This is a genomic window from Thioclava pacifica DSM 10166, assembly GCF_000714535.1.
In the GTDB taxonomy this organism is placed as follows: Bacteria; Pseudomonadota; Alphaproteobacteria; order Rhodobacterales; family Rhodobacteraceae; genus Thioclava; species Thioclava pacifica.
On sequence record NZ_AUND01000038.1, the window covers coordinates 116,902 to 134,868 of the forward strand.

Sequence of the window (17,967 nt, forward strand, 5' to 3'; positions counted from 1 at the left end):
CTTCGCGCACGCCCTAGCCGATCGCGACGTAAAGGTCAATCTTTCCGGCAGAAATGTCGCAGGGGCTGGAGACTTGCAAAGGGACACGGAACCTGACCTTCTGGGGCGGGTTTGGCCCGTGTAGGTTGCTGAGGGACGATTATGGCAGTTGCGGAAAGCGCGGGGCTCGGCCCCGTTCTGGCCTTCGGGCTGGTTGGAGTGTTCGGCGTGGGCGCGCAATGGCTCGCCTGGCGGCTGCGCTTGCCCGCGATCGTGATCATGCTTGCCGCAGGCCTGATCGCAGGGCCGGCAACGGGGCTTTTGAACCCGAGCCGCGATTTCGGCGATCTTCTGAGCCCGCTCATCGCGCTCGCCGTGGCGGTGATCCTGTTCGAAGGGGGATTTTCCCTCGATCTGCACCGTCTGGGCGATGCAAAATCGGGGGTGGCGCGACTTGTCTTCATCGGCGCGCCGCTGGGCTGGTTCCTCTCGACGCTGGCGCTTGTCTGGGGGGCGGGGCTGAGCTGGGAAAGCGCGGCCGTCTTCGGCGGCATCATGGTGGTCACTGGGCCAACGGTGATCGCCCCCCTGTTGCGCACCGCGAAACTGGCGCGCAGGCCAGCACGGCTTTTGCAATGGGAAGCGATCGTGAACGATCCGATCGGGGCGCTTGCCGCCGTTCTGGCCTTCGAGGTCGTGATCACCCTGCGCTCGAACCTGCCGATGAGCGAGGCACTTGGGCACCTCGCACTCGGCATCGTCTTCGCGGCGGTCATCGGTGGTGCGGTCGGCTGGGCGATCGCGCGGGCGTTCTGTCGCGGTCTGGTGCCGGAATTCATGAAAGTGCCTGTGCTCTTCGCGACCTTGCTTATCACCTTCGCAGTGACGGACAGCGTGCTGCATGAGAGCGGTCTGCTGGCGGTGACGGTGATGGGGCTGGTGATCGGCAACGCGGACCTCCCTTCTCACGAGGAACTGCGCCGCTTCAAGGAACATGCGACGGTGCTGCTCGTTTCGGGCGTTTTCATCCTACTGGCCGCCAATATCGAGATCGACCAACTCGCGGCGCTCGACTGGCATGCGCTGCTCTTCGTCGTGCTCGTGGTTCTGGTCGCGCGGCCCCTGACGGTGCTGATCTCGCTGATCGGCTCGGGGTTGCCGCGCAATGAGCGGGTCTTCATTGCCTTCACCGGCCCGCGCGGGGTTGTCCTGGTGGCCGTGGCGGGGCTTTTCGGACAGCGCCTCGTCGAGGTCGGGGTGCTGGACGGGGGGCGGATCGGCCCGCTTGCCTTCGTGCTGGTACTGGTCACGGTGATCGTGCATGGCTTCACGCTCGCGCCGATGGCGCGGCGGCTGGGTTTGGCCAATACCGACAAGCCGGGGCTGCTGGTCGTGGGGGGCTCTCGTTTCACGACGGCGCTGGCCGAAACGCTGATCAAGGCTGAGGTGCCGGTGCTGATCACCGATCCGAACCACGCCCATCTGATCCGGCCGCGGGCCAATGGAATCAAGACCTTCTACGGTGACATCCTCGGGGAGGCAGCCGAAGACAAGGTCGAGCTGATGTCCTATTCGACGCTGCTCGCCGCAACGGATAACGACGCCTACAACACGCTGGTTGCCACCGATCTCGCGCCCGAGCTGGGCCGCGACAAGGTCTGGCAGGTGCCACGCCTCAAGGATGACCGCGAACGCCATGCGCTGCCGACGCAGCTTGGCGGCCGGCGCTTCGGGGCAGGGCGGACGCTTGAGGGCTGGGAGAAGCTTCTCGCGGAGGGCTGGACCTTCCGCGTGACGAAGATCACCGAGGAATATGGCCTGCCCGAATGGCGTCAGAAGCGGCCCAATGCGCAGCCGGTGATGGTGATCGCCCGCAATGGCGATCTGCGCTTCGTGGTCGATCCGCAGGCGATGAAGGTTGAGGCGGGTGCGCGGATCATCTCGCTCCTGCCGCCCGAGGCGAAGGAAGAAGAGGTCGTGGCCAATTCCATCGCGGGCGAGGCGCCGTCGGGCCAGCCCGGGCCGGCCGCGCCGATCCCGTGAAACGGACCTAATCGAGCTGTGTCATACTGGTTTTTTGCGCGATCACCTCACCGTCGCGCAACAATGTGACTTGCGCCTCATAGGTTCCTCGAGGCCAGCCCTCGGCGGGACGTTTCTTGCCCGAATACCGGTAGAACAGAACTTTAGAGGCATCGGCCAAGCCCTTGTGTTCGAAATGAAACCCATGGGGGCCGTCGATGGAGATCTCGACCGTGTCGCCTGCGCGAAGTCCAAAGCCGTAGACCCAGCCGACAAGTGCAGGGCTATCGGCTGAAAGCTCTGGAGCGGCGGGTAGCCCCGCCTTGACTGCTTCGTAATCGGGCGGCGTTGCGGCGAGGCCGACTTCGAGCAAGCCGCTCGGGACATAGGCGATCGGGTCGGACCAGAGTTCGGATGCGGCACCCTTTGGATCGCAGATTTCGGATCGATCGGGATCGAACGGGTCCACGGTTTGTCCGTCATGACGAAGTTCCAGATGGAGATGCGGGAAGGCGGCCTTGCCCGACTGCCCGACGAGCCCGAGCGGGTCGCCAGCCGCGATCTTCTGGCCCGGTTTGACCGCCACAGAGCCCTTTCGCAGATGGCAGTATTGCGCCTCCCAGCCATCACCGAGGGTGACCACAATCCCGTTGCCGCATTCCTTGCCCGCGACGGATACGCCCTCAATGAAGGCGCGGTCGGTCTCCCCGTCGCGGATCGCCCGGACCACGCCGGGCGCGGCGGCGCGGACCTCCACGCCCGTGCGCATTGCGGCGACGGTCGGCAGGGCGAAGTCGGTGCCTTTGTGCCCGTCATAGGTCAGCCCGCCGCATCCGACGTCGCGTGCACCTGGGCCGGGATCGCGGTCCACGTAGTTCTGGATGTAGCAGCTTTGTCCAAGCGTGCAGTCGACCGGCATCTGCAATTCGGGCCGCTGCAACGAAATCGTCCCGGCCATGCAGGGCAGGGCCGGGACGAGAAGGCTGATCAGTGCAGCGCGGTTCACGCGCAGATCATTCGGCGGTCAGAAGCCGCGGCTTGGAACCCGAGATCCGCTTGCGGCCCGGTTCCTCGACCTTGATGACGATCTTGTCGTCCTTGACCGAGACCTTCGCCACACCGCCCTTGGTGAGCTTGCCGAACAGGAGCTCTTCCGCCAGCGGCTTCTTGATGTGCTCCTGAATGACGCGGCCCAGAGGACGTGCACCCATCTTGTCGTCATAGCCCTTCTCGGCGAGCCAGTTCGCGGCAGCCGGGGTGAGCTCGATATGGACGTTGCGGTCGATGAGCTGCGCTTCGAGTTGCAGCACGAACTTGTCGACCACCTGCAAGATGACCTCGCGCGGCAGCGGGGCGAAGCTGACCACCGCATCCAGACGGTTGCGGAATTCGGGCGTGAAGGTCCGCTCGATCGCGGCCGTATCCTCGCCCTCGCGGCGGTCGCGCCCGAAGCCGATCGCGGATTTCGCCTGTTCGGCGGCGCCCGCGTTCGAGGTCATGATCAGGATCACGTTGCGGAAATCGACGGTCCGGCCGTTATGGTCGGTGAGCTTCCCGTGATCCATCACCTGCAGCAGGATGTTGTAGACATCCGGGTGCGCCTTCTCGATTTCATCGAGCAGGAGCACGCAATGCGGGTGCTGATCGATCGCATCGGTGAGCATGCCGCCCTGATCGAAGCCGACATAGCCCGGAGGCGCGCCGATCAGGCGCGAGACCGCGTGTTTCTCCATGTATTCCGACATGTCGAAGCGCAGCAGTTCCACGCCCAGCGTATCCGCGAGCTGGTTGGCGACCTCGGTCTTGCCGACGCCGGTGGGGCCGGCGAAGAGGTAGTTGCCGATCGGCTTTTCGGGCTCGCGCAGTCCCGCGCGGGCCAGCTTGATCGCCGAAGACAGCGCCTCGATCGCCTTGTCCTGACCGAAGACGACGCGCTTGAGCGACTTCTCGAGATCCTTGAGCACCTCGGCATCGTCCTTCGAGACGTTCTTCGGCGGGATCCGGGCGATCTTGGCGACGACCGCCTCGATCTCCTTGGCGCCAATCGTCTTGCGCCGCTTGCTTTCGGCCACGAGATGCTGGGCTGCGCCCGCCTCGTCGATCACATCGATCGCCTTGTCGGGCAGCTTGCGGTCATGCACGTAGCGCGCCGAGAGCTCCACGGCCGCCTTGATGGCGTCATTGGTGTAGCGGATGTCGTGGTGTTTCTCGAAATAGGGCTTGAGGCCCATGAGGATCTTGATCGAATCCGGCACCGAGGGCTCGTTCACGTCGATCTTCTGGAAACGACGCGACAGCGCGCGGTCTTTCTCGAAATGCTGGCGGAACTCCTTGTAGGTGGTGGAGCCCATGGTGCGCAGCTTGCCGCCCTGAAGCGCGGGCTTCAGAAGATTCGAGGCATCCATCGCGCCACCCGAGGTCGCACCTGCACCGATCACGGTGTGGATCTCGTCGATAAACAGGATCGCGTCGGGATGCTCTTCCAGCTCCTTCACGACGGCCTTCAGACGCTCCTCGAAATCCCCACGATAGCGGGTGCCCGCAAGCAGCGCGCCCATGTCGAGCGAGTAGATCGTGGTTTTCGACAGGATTTCCGGGGTTTCGCCCCGAACGATCTTGAGCGCGAGCCCTTCCGCAATCGCAGTCTTGCCCACGCCGGGATCGCCCACCAGGAGCGGGTTGTTCTTGCGGCGGCGGCACAGAACCTGAATGCAGCGTTCCACCTCGTCTTCGCGCCCGATCAGCGGGTCGACATCGCCTTTCTCGGATTTGACGTTGAGGTTCACGCAGTATTTCTCGAGCGCGCTGTCCTTCGCGTCGGCCTGGGCGGGCCCTTCGGCCTTCTGCTCCTCCTCGGCGCCGGAGACGGGGCGCGTCTCGCCAAACTCGGGATCTTTCGCGACGCCATGGGCGATGAAGTTCACCGCATCGTAGCGCGTCATGTCCTGCTCTTGCAGGAAATAGGCAGAGTTGCTCTCACGCTCGGCGAAGATCGCGACGAGCACATTGGCCCCGGTCACTTCCGAGCGGCCCGAGCTTTGGACATGGATCGCGGCGCGCTGGATCACCCGCTGGAATGCGGCGGTCGGCACGGCCTCCGAGCCCTCGATCTCGGTCACGAGGGTGGACAATTCGTCATCGATGAATTCGACCAGCGTGGCACGCAACTCGTCGAGATCGACGGCGCAGGCCTTCATCACGCGGGCGGCGTCAGGTTCGTCGATCAGCGCGAGGAGCAGATGCTCGAGCGTCGCCAATTCGTGTTTTCGGGCATTGGCGAGCGCCAGCGCACCGTGGATGGCCTGTTCGAGCGTATTGGAAAACGATGGCATGGACTGCTCCTTTCCTGCGAGAGGCGGCGCGAGGGGATACCCGAGCCATCCTGACCTCATATGATTAAAGTTCGGTGGAATTTGCTGCGCTTCAAGTCTTTTCACGCTCAAAAAGCGACACGGGTCCGATTCGTGCGGAAAAAACGGTCACTTCAGCGCAGCGGCGGTGCATGAGCGCACCAAAGGCGCGCAATATGTTGGGGGTTTTGCGGGTGATGCTCCCCATATGGGGAGGTTTCCCGCCCGTTCAAGGGCTCTGCCTGTTACTTGGGCGACTCGGCGCGCGATTGAGCCGTGTCCTCCTGAGTGTCTTCAGGAAGCGGCGGTCGCTGGGTCGTGGTTTTGTGCAACGCCGCTGCGATTTCGGCCTCTTCCGCATCGTCGGGTGCGGAAGGCGCGGTTTCGGAGGAGCCAGGCATTTCCGGGAGCGGGGCGCCGTCGTCCGCCTCGCCGTCATCCCCATCCTCTTCGTCGAGCTCATCCTCGGCATGGGCAGCAGGGGAATGTTCCAGAAGCAGCGCGATGATATCGGTGCGGGTGAGGATGCCCACAAGTCGCCCACTCTCGGTCACCGGGACCACGCGGGCCTCGCGATGGGCGAGCCGTTCAAGGAGCGTGCCAACCGGCGTGTCGCCTTCGACGGTTTCGATATCGGTGTGAAAGATCGCACGGACTTCGGCTTCGGGCGGGGCGGCGCGGAACCGCAGCGGGCGGCGCAGCACATCGAATTCCTTGAAGAGCTCCTCGAGCGCGTCATGCTGATCGACCACCCCGAGATAGTAGCCCGCACTGTCGACCACCGGCAGGGTGTGCACGTTGAGCGCGGTCATCTTGCGCACGATTTCCGACAAGGGCGCCTCGGGCGAAACCGTGACGGGGTTTTGCGTCATCAGATCGCGGACGCGGGTATCGGCCAGAAGCGCTTCGGCGGCGCGGTGTTCGGCAGCCGCCATCAGCCGGGCCAGATCGGCAGGGGCGACGTTGGCCGATTGGTTGAACTCGACGAGCAGCTCTTGCAGGTCGCGCTGGCTCAGTGAACGTGCAGGGCCACGCGCGCGGCCCACGTGGGCGGGGTGATGGGCGAGCGGGCGGGTCGGGTAGGCGATGCCGAAGAGCCGGTTCCAGAGCATCGCGAAGAGGATCAGCACCGCCGTCATCACCCCGACCGGGAAGATCGCGAAGCCGAATCCCACATGGCGGCCCGCCTCGTGTTCGAGCACCGCGAGCAGGGCGATCCCGGCCGCAGGCGGATGCAGCGCGCGCGCCGCCATCATCCCAACGATCGCGCCCGCGACCGCGATCCCGTCGGCATAGGGTGGCGGGATCAGCATCAGCACCGCAACTGGTACGACAGCCGAGATGATCATCCCCATCATTGCCGCCCAAGGCTGAGCAAGGGGCGAGTTGGGTAGCACGAAAAGCAGTACCGCGGTCGAGGCGAAGCTCGACACGAGATAGATCCCGGCCTCCCGCGAATGCGGCAGGGTGGTCACGATGAAGGTCACGAACAGGATCGCCAGCCCCGCCCCGATCGCGCCGCGCAGGATGTCGACGGCCGGGCGGCGGCCCATCGAGGGGCCGAAGCGGCGGATCTGGCGGCGGATATCCTTCGGGAGCTGGCTGAGCGGCATCGGATCGTGGTTCTGAAAAGGCGCGTCAGGTATCGCCTTTGCGCGACCGGGATGCAAGCAAAGGTGGCCACGCTCGATTGGGGCCCCTGCGGCAGTGCTGCGCAAACCCGCGCTTGTCATCCTCTCGCCCCCCGCTATGTTCGGGCGCGGTTTCAGTTCGGGAGAGAGAATGAGCGGTTCGGTGGACAAGACCCTGCGCGTCGCCAAGGCCCAAGCCAAAAGCGGCGCCTTTGCCGAGGCCGAGGCGCTCTATCGCGAAGTGCTCGCCCGATTTCCGTCGAACAAGCGCGCGCAGGCGGGGCTTGCCGAGCTGCAAGCGATGCGCGGGCAGGGGCCGCTCGGTCAGCCGCCGCGGGCGATGATCGAGGAACTCGTGGGGCTCGCGCGGGCGCGCCGCTTTCGAGATCTGGTCGCCGCGACCGTGCCGGCGCTGGCGCGGTTCCCGCGTGCCGAGCCGATCCTTGAGCTGCGCGCGGTTGGCCTGTCGAATATCGGCGATCATCGCAGTGCGGTGGAGATGTATGCGAAACTCGCCGATCTGCGCCCGATGGATGTCGAAGTGCTGGGCAAGCTGGGCAATGCGCAGCTGATGAGTGGCGATGCGGCCGGAGCGGTCGAGTCCTTCTCGCGCATGCTGGAGCTGCGTCCGGGGGATGCGGTCGCCCATAACAATCTCGGCAATGCTCTGGCCAATCAGCGCGAGCCCGAGCGCGCGATGGAGCATTATGCCGCCGCCGTTGCCGCCAAGCCTGACCTGCTGCCTGCGCGGGTGAACCTCGGCAAGCTTCTGTATCTGCGCGGCGAGGTGCCCGAAGCGCGCCGTCACATCGAGGCGGCGGTAAAGCTTGCGCCGGGCAACCCGAACTTGCTCGATCTGCTGGGCAACCTTCTGAAAGCGCAGGGCGATACCGAAGGCGCCAAGGCGCAGTTCGATGCGGCGCTGGCACTTGCGCCGAAATCGGCGGCGATCCATCTCAACCGGGCCCTTGTGCAGAAATTCCAGCCCGGCGATCCGCAGATCGCGACCCTCGAGGCGCTTCACCGCAATCCCTCGACGCCGGTCTCGGATCGGTCGCAACTGGGCTTCGCCCTGGCCAAGGCCTATGAGGATCTGGGCGAGATCGAGCGCTCCTACGCCCGCCTCAAACAGGCCAATGCGGAGCGCAAGGCAGAGATCGGATACGACACCGCGCACTCGCGCACGCTCTTTGAGCAGATCCGCGCGGCCTTTGCCGAGCCGCATCCACCGATCGCGCCGCTGGAGGCCCCGACCGGGCCCGAGCCGATCTTCATTCTCGGCCTGCCGCGCTCGGGTACGACGCTGATCGAACAGATCATTTCCAGCCATCCCGATGTGGTCGCGGGCGGCGAGCGCGAGGAGCTGAACTCCGCGCTCAAGGCGCTCGACTGGTCCTCGGTGACGGGGTTCGAGCGTGAAGGCGCGAAGATCGAGGCCGGCTATCGCGAGATGCTGCGCCGCTTCGGCGGCACGGCGGGCTTCGTGACCGACAAGATGCCGTCGAACTTCCTGTGGATCGGTGCGATCCGGGTGCTCTTCCCGAAGGCGCGTATCGTGCATATTCACCGCGATCCGCGCGCGGTGCTCTGGTCGATCTACAAGATGCGTTTTACCGGGACGGGGTATGGTTTCGGTTATGACCTTGGCGATCTCGTGGCCTATCATGGGCTGTATCGCGAACTGATGGCGCATTGGCGCGCGCTTTTCGGTGACGCGGTGATCGACGTGGATTATGAGGCGCTGACCGCAGATCCCGATCCCGCGATCCGGAGCCTGATTTCGGCGCTGGGCCTTTCGTGGGACGAGGCCTGCCTGCGCCCGCAGGACAATACCCGTGCGGTCAACACCGCGTCGAACCTGCAAGTGCGCCGTGCCATCTACAAGGGCAGCTCGCAGGATTGGCAACGCTACGCGCATCTGATCGGCGAGGCTTTCGCCGGGCTGCCGGAATAGGTAAAGCTCTTTGGCGAGCCTTCCGGGGCAGTGAAGGATTACTGAGGGGAAAGACATGGCTGGTTCGGTTGACAAGCTTCTGCGTACGGCTCAGACGCAGGCCAAGAGCGGAGCATTTCGCGAGGCGGAGGCGACCTATCGTGAGCTGCTGGCGCGCTTCCCCGCGAACAAGCGCGCACAGGCTGGTCTGGCCGAGCTCGCAGCCATCGTCGCGAACTCTGTAGGGCGCGAACCGCCGCGCCAGCTGATCGGCCAGCTCTTCGCGCTCAAACGCGCCGGGCGCGATCGTGACATGGTGGCGCTGGCCATCAAGGCGCGCGCGCAATTCCCCCGCTCGCTTGCACTGCTCGAGATCCACGCCAACGGGCTTTCGGCGCTCAATGACCGCGCGGGAGCGGCCAAGCTGTATCGCGAGCTCACCGCGCTGAACCCGATGAACCCGGATTACTTCGGCAATCTCGGCAACGAGCTGATGCTGCTGGGCAAATATGACGAGGCGGAAGATGCTTATGAACGCATCCTTGCGCTGCAACCGACGAACCCGGTCGCACTGAACAATCTCGGCAACGTCAAGAACCGTCTCGAGTTCAACAAAGAGTCGCTCGAATATTACGAAGCGGCGGTGAAAGCGGCGCCGAACTATATCGAGGCACGGTTGAACCTCGTCGAAACGCTTCTTTCGAGTGGCGAGGCCGAGAAGGCTGGCCAGCAAGTCGACGAAATCCTCAAGCTCGATCCGGGCAACCTCTATGCCCAGACCAAAGCTGCGATCGTCAAGGCGCGTCAGGGAGACAAGGAAGCCTCGCTCGAACAGATCGAGGCAGTGCTGGCCATCGAGCCGCATTTTGGTCCGGCGCTCAAGGTCAAGGTGGGCAACCATACCTTCGTGAAGGACGATCCGTTCTTCGACGTGATGGATGTCGCGCTGCAGGACCCGACGATCGTGGGCAAGGACCGGGCGAATATCGAGTTCACGCTGGGTCGGGCTCGCAACGATCTCGACGAGCCCGAAGCGGCTTTTGCCCATTTTGCGCGCGGCAATGCCATCCGCAAGGAGCTGGTCCAGTATCACATCTCGCAGGATGAAAAACTCTTTGCCGAGATCAAGGCCGGTTTCGCCGAGCCCCGTCCCGCGCTGCCTGCGGAAACCGGGCAGGGCCCCGATCCGATCTTCATTCTCGGTATGCCGCGCTCGGGCACAACGCTGGTCGAACAGATCGTAACAGCACACCCGATGGTCGCGCCGGGGGGCGAACTTACCGATCTGGGTACGGGCTTGCGCCGCTTCGACTGGGCCGATCCGAACGGCCTTGAGAAGATCGGACCCGATCTGCGCGCCTCCTATCGCGAGACGCTCAAATCGCTTGCGGGCGAGAAGCCTTACGTCACCGACAAGATGCCGCTGAATTTCCGCTTCATCGGCGTGATCAAGGCCTTCTTCCCGGATGCGAAGATTATCAACCTGCATCGCGACCCGCGCGCGGTGCTCTGGTCGATCTATCACCACAACTTCGCCTCCGACGGGAACGCCTATGCGCATGATCTCGATGATCTCGTGGATTACTGGTATCTCTACAAGGACATGATGGCGCATTGGAACGCGCTCTATCCGGGCCAGATCTTCGACCTGAAATACGAGGCGCTGACCGAGAATCCCGAGACAGTGATCCGCTCGCTGATCGACTATCTCGGTCTGCCCTGGGACGAGGCCTGCCTGCGGCCGCAGGACAACAAGCGCGTCGCCAAGACCGCTTCTCGCGAGCAGGTCAAGAAGCCGATCTACAAGGGCAGCTCGAACGCCTGGCAGAAATATCGCCCCTTCGTGGAGAAAGCCTTCTCGCGGCTTGATGTCTGGACCGACGCCTGAGCGGTTGCGCAGATCGCGGGGCGCGCGCGGCCTGTAGCCTGACGACGGACCTGTACGGAGCCCTGCCATGCCCGAGATCTCCCATCTGATCGCCTTCGCAGCAGTGGCGCTGGCGATAGTGCTCAGCCCGGGGCCGAACATGATCTATCTGGTCTCTCGTACGATCTGTCAGGGGCGCGGGGCCGGGATGATCTCGCTGGGCGGAGTGGCGCTGGGCTTCGTCTTCTACATGCTGTGTGCGGCTTTCGGGATCACGGCCTTCGTGCTCGCGGTGCCTTTCGCCTATGATGCGTTGCGGTTTGCGGGGGCGGCCTATCTCCTCTGGCTCGCCTGGCAGGCGGTGCGGCCGGGCGGGAGGTCGGCCTTCGAAACGCGGGCGCTTCCGCGCGACGGCCCGCACAAGCTCTTTGCGATGGGCTTCGTGACCAACCTGCTCAACCCGAAGATCGCGGTGATGTATCTCTCGCTGCTGCCGCAATTCATCGATCCTGAGGCGGGTTCGGTCCTGGCGCAATCTCTGGCGCTGGGAAGCGTCCAAATCGTGATCAGCGTGGCCGTGAATGCGGGGATCGTTCTGGCGGCCGGAACCGTTGCGGGCTTCCTTGCCGCGCGTCCGTTGTGGATGCGGGTACAACGCTGGGCAATGGGAACGGTGCTTGCGGCGCTTGCACTGAGCGTGTTGCGCGACGCGCGGCGCTAGGGGTCAGAAACGGTCCTTGCGGGCGCGGGCTTCGGTGAAGACGGCGAGCGGCGTGGCGTCTGCGGGCAGACCGAGCGCTGCGCGCAGTTTCGGGTCGGCGCCGCGCAGGAAGGGGTTGGTGACTTTCTCGAGGCCGAGCTCGACCGGCAGCGTGGGACGCATCTGGCCGCGGGTGGCGCGCACCTCGTCCATCCGGGCAAGCAGGTTCGGATTGTCGGGTTCGAGCGAGAGGGCAAAGCGGCCGTTGGCCTCGGTATATTCATGGCCCGAACAGACCAGCGTCTCGTCGGGCAGCTCACTGAACCGCGAGAGCGTGTCGAACATTTGAGCCGCCGAGCCTTCAAAGAGCCGCCCGCAGCCCCAGCTCATCAGGCTGTCGCCGGAAAACAGCAAGCCTGCCTCGGGGAAATAATAGGCAATATGGCCGACCGTGTGGCCATCGGCGGGCAGCACCTCGACCTGCTCCATCCCGATCGCGAGCTTCTCGCCCGGCGCGACCTGCTGATCGAGCTTGGGCAGGCGATGCGCATCCGCCTTCGCCCCCACGATTTTCGCCCCGGTCGCCGCGGCCAGCGTCTGCGCGCCGTCGATGTGATCGGCATGGTGATGGGTCAGCAGGATCAGATTCGCCTTCCAGCCCCGTTCTGTCAGTGCCTTGAGCACAGGCGGGGCCTCGGGCACGTCGATCACGGTGGTGGTATCGGTCGCCGCCTCATGCACGACATAGGCGTAATTGTCGGCCAGACAGGGAACGATCAGCAATTCGACGGCCATGGTCTTTTCTACCGCATTGATTATCTTGTCACATAGCTAAGCCCAAGGAAGCGGAAGGCGCAATGCATCTCGACGTTCTCGACCTGCGGAATTTCTATTACCGCACGCAGCTGGGCCGGGCGGCGCAGCGGGCGATCCGTGATCGGGTCGAGGCGCTGTGGCCCGCAACGGGGCCGAGCATGGCAGGGCAGACCGTGGCGGGCTTCGGCTTCGCGGTGCCGCTCCTGCGGCCTTATCTGGAACCGGCGCGGCGGGTGATCGGCTTGATGCCGGCGGGGCAGGGGGTGATGCCCTGGCCCGCGGGGATGCCCAATGTCTCGGTGCTGTGCGACGAGGCGCGCTGGCCGCTCGAGACAGGCCGGGTGGATCGGCTGATCGTGATGCACGGGCTGGAGACCTCCGACAATTCCGAGGCGCTGATGGAAGAGTGCTGGCGCGTACTTGGACCCGGCGGACGCGCCCTTTTCATCGTGCCGAACCGGGCCGGTCTCTGGGCTCCGCGCGAGACCACGCCCTTCGGGTTCGGCAAACCCTACACGCTCGGCCAGCTCGACCAGCTTGCGCGGCGCTCTGGGTTCGTGCCCGAACGCCATACCGGCGCGCTCTACATCCCGCCCAGCCACAGACGCTTCTGGCTGCGCTCGGCCGCGATGTGGGAACGGGTCGGGGTGAAGGTATCGGGTGTGCTCGCGGCCGGGGTGCTGATGCTCGAGGTCTCCAAGCAGGTCCACGCGCGTCACAATTCGGGCCTCGGAGCGCGGGTGCGCAAGCCGCTTTCGATTCTCGAAGGAGCGGTGAAACCGGCCACGGACCCGGTCTGATCCGATTTGTCCGAGGTCGGGGGGCGACCTGCGGCCCCGCTCACACGAAATTTTACTTATGAACGATAACAGGCGCGCGAAATCACCTTTCGCGCGGCTTCGCAGCGCGAGAAAGTTTCGAACCGGAGCGCGGTTTTGCCAAGCCTGTCGTGGTGAATCACCGCGTTCTGCGAAATCGCCGCCTGAGCCCGGAATTTACTGTTAGCGCCCTCATTTTCGGCGCGTGCTCGTCACCTTATCGCGACGAAGCGCAAAATGCGGGCTTCTGCTCACATTCTCGTGCTCAAGATGGTTGCTAGGGGGGGATTGCTCTGCTAGTAGCCTCCCCGATAAGCGGTGCGGAGAGACTAGATCACCCGCGCCGGGGGAGAGCCCTCTCGGGCCCGTAACGGGCAGGCGGGGGCAACAAGCATCGGAAGGGTGGACGTGTCCGAACCAGCTTCGATTTCCGCAAGCATCGCCGGCCGCTACGCGCTGGCCATTTTTGAACTTTCGCGCGAAGACAAATCCCTCGCGGCGCTCGAAGCCGATGTGACGGCGCTTTCGGACGCGCTGGCCGGTTCGGCCGAAATGCGCGAGATGATTTCCTCGCCCGTTTACAGCCGCGACCAGCAGGCCGCCGCCGTGGGCGCTCTGGCCAGCAAGATGGGTCTGTCGGCGCCGATGTCAAACGGGCTGCAGCTGATGGGCGCCAAGCGTCGCCTCTTCGCGTTGCCGCAACTCCTCAAGTCGCTCAACGCGCTGATCGCCGAGGAGAAGGGCGAAGTGACCGCCGAGGTCACCTCCGCCAGCGAACTCACCGCAGCTCAGGCCAAGAAACTGGCCGAAGTGCTGAACAAGCAGACGGGCAAGACCGTCAAACTCAACACCGCTGTCGATGAAAGCCTCATCGGCGGCATGATCGTCAAGCTGGGCTCGCGCATGGTCGATACCTCGATCCGCTCGAAGCTCGCTTCCCTCAAGAACGCCATGAAAGAGGTCGGATAAACATGGGCATCCAAGCAGCTGAGATTTCTGCGATCCTCAAGGAGCAGATCAAGAATTTCGGGCAGGACGCCCAAGTCGCCGAAGTCGGCCGCGTGCTGTCGGTTGGCGACGGTATTGCGCGCGTCTACGGCCTCGACAACGTCCAGGCCGGTGAAATGGTGGAATTCCCCGGTGGTATCCGCGGGATGGCGCTGAACCTCGAAACCGACAACGTCGGTGTGGTTATCTTCGGTTCGGACCAGGACATCAAAGAAGGCGACACCGTCAAGCGCACGAACTCGATCGTGGACGTGCCGGTCGGTGAAGCGCTGCTCGGCCGCGTGGTCGACGGTCTCGGCAATGCGCTCGACGGCAAAGGCGCCATCGAAGCGAAAGAGCGTCGCGTCGCCGACGTGAAAGCCCCGGGCATCATCCCGCGTAAATCGGTGCACGAGCCGATGGCGACCGGCCTCAAGTCGGTTGACGCAATGATCCCGATCGGCCGTGGTCAGCGCGAGCTGATCATCGGCGACCGTCAGACCGGTAAGACCGCGATCGCGCTCGACACCATTCTGAACCAGAAGTCGTATAACGACGCCGATCCCAGCAACAAGCTGCACTGCTTCTACGTCGCCGTCGGCCAGAAGCGTTCGACCGTTGCCCAGCTCGTGAAGAAGCTCGAGGAAACCGGCGCGATCGAATACACCACCGTGATCGCCGCGACCGCTTCGGACCCCGCGCCGATGCAGTACCTCGCGCCCTACACCGCGACCGCGATGGCGGAATACTTCCGCGACAACGGCATGCACGCGCTGATCATCTATGATGACCTCTCGAAGCAGGCTGTGGCTTACCGCCAGATGTCGCTGCTGCTGCGTCGTCCGCCGGGCCGTGAAGCTTACCCGGGCGACGTGTTCTACCTCCATTCGCGCCTGCTGGAGCGTTCGGCGAAGCTCAACGAGGACTTCGGTTCGGGCTCGCTCACCGCGCTTCCGGTCATCGAAACCCAGGCGGGTGACGTGTCGGCCTACATCCCGACCAACGTGATCTCGATCACCGACGGTCAGATCTTCCTCGAGACGGAACTCTTCTACCAGGGTATCCGCCCGGCCGTGAACACCGGTCTGTCGGTGTCGCGCGTTGGCTCGTCGGCTCAGACGAACTCGATGAAGACCGTGGCTGGCCCGGTTAAGCTGGAACTCGCCCAGTATCGCGAAATGGCGGCCTTCGCCCAGTTCGGCTCGGATCTCGACGCCGCGACCCAGAAACTGCTGAACCGCGGTGCGCGCCTGACCGAGCTGATGAAGCAGCCGCAATACTCGCCGCTCACCAACGCGGAAATCGTGGCCGTCATCTTCGCCGGCACCAACGGCTTCCTCGACGGTATCCCGGTTTCGCAAGTCGGTAAGTTCGAGCAGGGCCTGCTGGATTACCTGCGCAACTCGCGCAAGGACATCCTCGAGTGGCTGACCAAGGAAGATCCCAAGATCAAGGGTGAAGCCGCCGACAAGCTCAAAGCCGCTATCGCCGACTTCGCCAAGACCTTCGCGTGATTGGCCTGAAAGGACAGGGACATGCCCAGCCTTAAGGACCTCAAAAACCGGATCGGAAGCGTCAAGAACACGCGGAAGATCACCAAGGCGATGCAAATGGTCGCCGCGGCGAAGCTGCGCCGCGCCCAGGAAAGCGCCGAGGCCGCGCGCCCCTATGCCGAACGGATGCATTCCGTGATGGCGGGGCTGGCGGGCTCGGTGAAGGGCTCGGACACGGCGCCGCGCCTGCTCAAGGGCACGGGCTCGGACAAGACTCACCTTCTCGTGGTGATGACGGCCGAGCGTGGTCTGTGCGGTGGCTTCAACGCCAACATCGCCAAGCTGGCTCGCCAGCATGCAGAAAAGCTTCTTGCCGAAGGGAAAGAGGTGAAAATCCTCACCGTCGGCAAGAAGGGCCGCGATGCGCTGCGCCGGGAATACGGCCAGTATTTCGTGGGTCACGTGGACCTGAGCGAAGTCAAGAAGCTGAGCTATGACGACGCCCAGGGGATCGCGCGCGATCTGATCGGCCGCTTCGACAAGGGCGAGTACGATGTCGCGACGATCTTCTTCTCGATCTTCGAGAGCGTGATCGCGCAAAAGCCGACCGCCAAGCAGATCATCCCCGCTTCCTACGAGCCGGAAGAGGGCGAGGAGCACGTGCCGACGGTCAATTACGATTACGAACCCAGCGAGACGCAGATCCTCACTGACCTGCTGCCGCGCGGGATCGCGACGCAGATCTTCACGGCTCTGCTGGAAAACGGTGCCTCGGAACAAGGTGCGCGTATGTCCGCAATGGACAGCGCGACGCGCAACGCGGGCGAGATGATCGACAAGCTGACGATCGAATACAACCGCTCGCGCCAGGCCGCGATCACCAAGGAACTCATCGAAATCATTTCGGGCGCCGAGGCGCTCTGACGGAACCGGAGAAAGACAGACATGGCAAGCAAAGGTAAAGTGACCCAGGTCATCGGCGCCGTCGTCGACGTGCAGTTCGACGGCGAACTGCCGGCGATCCTGAACGCGCTGGAAACCACCAACAATGGCAAGCGCCTCGTTCTCGAGGTCGCACAGCACCTCGGTGAGAACTCGGTGCGCACCATCGCAATGGACGCGACCGAAGGTCTCGTGCGCGGCGCGGAAGTGAAAGACATGGGCGCCCCGATCTCGGTGCCGGTCGGCAACGCAACGCTGGGCCGCATCCTGAACGTGATCGGCGAGCCCGTGGACGAGAAGGGCCCGGTGGAAGCCACCGAGACCCGCGCGATCCACCAGCCCGCGCCCGACTTCGAGAGCCAGGCGACGGCTTCGGAAATCCTCGTGACCGGCATCAAGGTCATCGACCTTCTCGCGCCCTACTCGAAGGGTGGTAAGATCGGCCTGTTCGGCGGCGCCGGCGTGGGCAAGACCGTTCTCATCATGGAACTGATCAACAACATCGCGAAGGTGCACTCGGGCTACTCCGTGTTCGCCGGTGTTGGCGAACGGACCCGTGAGGGCAACGACCTCTATCACGAGATGATCGAATCCAACGTCATCAAGCCCGACAACCTGTCGGAATCGCAGGTGGCTCTGGTCTATGGCCAGATGAACGAGCCTCCGGGTGCGCGTGCGCGTGTTGCTCTGACCGGTCTGACTCTGGCCGAGCAGTTCCGCGATCAGTCGGGCACCGACGTTCTGTTCTTCGTGGACAACATCTTCCGCTTCACGCAGGCGGGTTCGGAAGTGTCTGCACTTCTGGGTCGCATCCCTTCGGCCGTGGGCTACCAGCCGACGCTGGCCACCGACATGGGCGCGATGCAGGAACGCATCACCTCGACGAAAGCGGGCTCGATCACCTCGATCCAGGCCGTCTACGTTCCGGCCGATGACCTTACCGACCCGGCTCCGGCCACCACCTTCGCCCACCTCGACGCCACGACCGTTCTGTCGCGTGCGATCTCGGAACTCGGCATCTACCCGGCCGTGGACCCGCTGGACTCGTCCTCGCGTATCCTCGATCCGGCCGTTGTCGGCGAAGAGCACTACAAGGTCGCCCGTGACGTGCAGGAGATCCTCCAGCGCTACAAGGCCCTCCAGGACATCATCGCCATCCTCGGGATGGACGAACTGTCGGAAGAGGACAAGCTGACCGTGGCCCGCGCCCGTAAGATCCAGCGTTTCCTCTCGCAGCCCTTCGACGTTGCGAAAGTGTTCACCGGTTCGGACGGCGTTCAGGTTCCGCTCGAGGACACGATCTCCTCGTTCAAGGCGGTTGTCGCTGGCGAATACGATCACCTGCCCGAAGCGGCCTTCTACATGGTTGGCGGCATCGAGGAAGTGAAAGCGAAAGCCGAGAAACTCGCCGCTGCGGCGTAAGGAGGCG

Annotated in this window: 13 protein-coding genes; 9 read left to right on the top strand and 4 right to left on the bottom strand. The window is 64.1% G+C overall.

Features of this window, described 5'->3' with window-relative positions; translation table 11 throughout:
* Positions 1–141 precede the first annotated feature (141 nt).
* Positions 142–2,022, top strand: a complete 1,881-nt coding sequence (locus tag TP2_RS14550; protein ID WP_038078991.1) for a cation:proton antiporter — start codon at positions 142–144, stop codon at positions 2,020–2,022.
* 7 nt (positions 2,023–2,029) lie between these two features.
* On the opposite strand, the gene TP2_RS14555 is transcribed toward TP2_RS14550, so the two are convergent.
* The 3 genes from TP2_RS14555 to TP2_RS14565 form a co-directional block, all read right to left on the bottom strand.
* Positions 2,030–3,007 carry a M23 family metallopeptidase gene (locus tag TP2_RS14555; RefSeq protein ID WP_051692670.1) on the bottom strand — a complete coding sequence of 326 codons (978 nt, stop codon included), beginning with the start codon at positions 3,005–3,007 and terminating at the stop codon, positions 2,030–2,032.
* Between the two features lie 7 nt (positions 3,008–3,014).
* Positions 3,015–5,333, bottom strand: coding sequence for an ATP-dependent Clp protease ATP-binding subunit ClpA (gene clpA, locus TP2_RS14560; RefSeq protein ID WP_038078995.1), 2,319 nt, complete (start codon positions 5,331–5,333; stop codon positions 3,015–3,017).
* A gap of 263 nt (positions 5,334–5,596) precedes the next feature.
* Positions 5,597–6,964: an HPP family protein gene (locus TP2_RS14565; protein WP_051692672.1), complete on the bottom strand. Its 1,368-nt coding sequence runs from the start codon at positions 6,962–6,964 to the stop codon at positions 5,597–5,599.
* Between the two features lie 169 nt (positions 6,965–7,133).
* Between TP2_RS14565 and TP2_RS14570 the strand changes: the two genes are divergently transcribed.
* From TP2_RS14570 to TP2_RS14580, 3 genes are all read left to right on the top strand, one after another.
* On the top strand, positions 7,134–8,936 hold the full coding sequence (locus TP2_RS14570; protein ID WP_038078997.1) for a tetratricopeptide repeat-containing sulfotransferase family protein: 1,803 nt from the start codon (positions 7,134–7,136) through the stop codon (positions 8,934–8,936).
* Positions 8,937–8,991: 55 nt separating this feature from the next.
* The gene (locus TP2_RS18090; RefSeq protein WP_051692673.1) at positions 8,992–10,803 is read left to right on the top strand and encodes a tetratricopeptide repeat-containing sulfotransferase family protein; all 1,812 of its coding nucleotides are present in this window, start codon (positions 8,992–8,994) and stop codon (positions 10,801–10,803) included.
* Between the two features lie 67 nt (positions 10,804–10,870).
* Positions 10,871–11,503, top strand: a complete 633-nt coding sequence (locus TP2_RS14580; protein WP_038078999.1) for a LysE family translocator — start codon at positions 10,871–10,873, stop codon at positions 11,501–11,503.
* A gap of 3 nt (positions 11,504–11,506) precedes the next feature.
* Here TP2_RS14580 and gloB read toward each other — a convergent pair whose 3' ends face one another.
* On the bottom strand, positions 11,507–12,277 hold the full coding sequence (gene gloB, locus TP2_RS14585) for a hydroxyacylglutathione hydrolase (protein ID WP_038079001.1): 771 nt from the start codon (positions 12,275–12,277) through the stop codon (positions 11,507–11,509).
* Between the two features lie 62 nt (positions 12,278–12,339).
* On the opposite strand from gloB, the gene TP2_RS14590 reads away from it, so the two are divergent.
* From TP2_RS14590 to atpD, 5 genes are all read left to right on the top strand, one after another.
* Positions 12,340–13,098, top strand: coding sequence for a class I SAM-dependent methyltransferase (locus tag TP2_RS14590; protein WP_038079003.1), 759 nt, complete (start codon positions 12,340–12,342; stop codon positions 13,096–13,098).
* A 426-nt stretch (positions 13,099–13,524) separates the two neighbouring features.
* A complete protein-coding gene (locus TP2_RS14595) occupies positions 13,525–14,085 on the top strand; it encodes a F0F1 ATP synthase subunit delta (protein WP_038079005.1) in 561 nt (186 codons plus the stop codon).
* Positions 14,086–14,087: 2 nt separating this feature from the next.
* On the top strand, positions 14,088–15,617 hold the full coding sequence (gene atpA, locus TP2_RS14600; protein WP_038079007.1) for a F0F1 ATP synthase subunit alpha: 1,530 nt from the start codon (positions 14,088–14,090) through the stop codon (positions 15,615–15,617).
* 21 nt (positions 15,618–15,638) lie between these two features.
* Positions 15,639–16,520 (top strand): F0F1 ATP synthase subunit gamma, encoded by an 882-nt coding sequence (locus tag TP2_RS14605; protein WP_038079008.1) that lies wholly within the window; start codon positions 15,639–15,641, stop codon positions 16,518–16,520.
* A gap of 21 nt (positions 16,521–16,541) precedes the next feature.
* Positions 16,542–17,960: a F0F1 ATP synthase subunit beta gene (gene atpD / locus TP2_RS14610; RefSeq protein WP_038079012.1), complete on the top strand. Its 1,419-nt coding sequence runs from the start codon at positions 16,542–16,544 to the stop codon at positions 17,958–17,960.
* Positions 17,961–17,967: the final 7 nt, after the last annotated feature.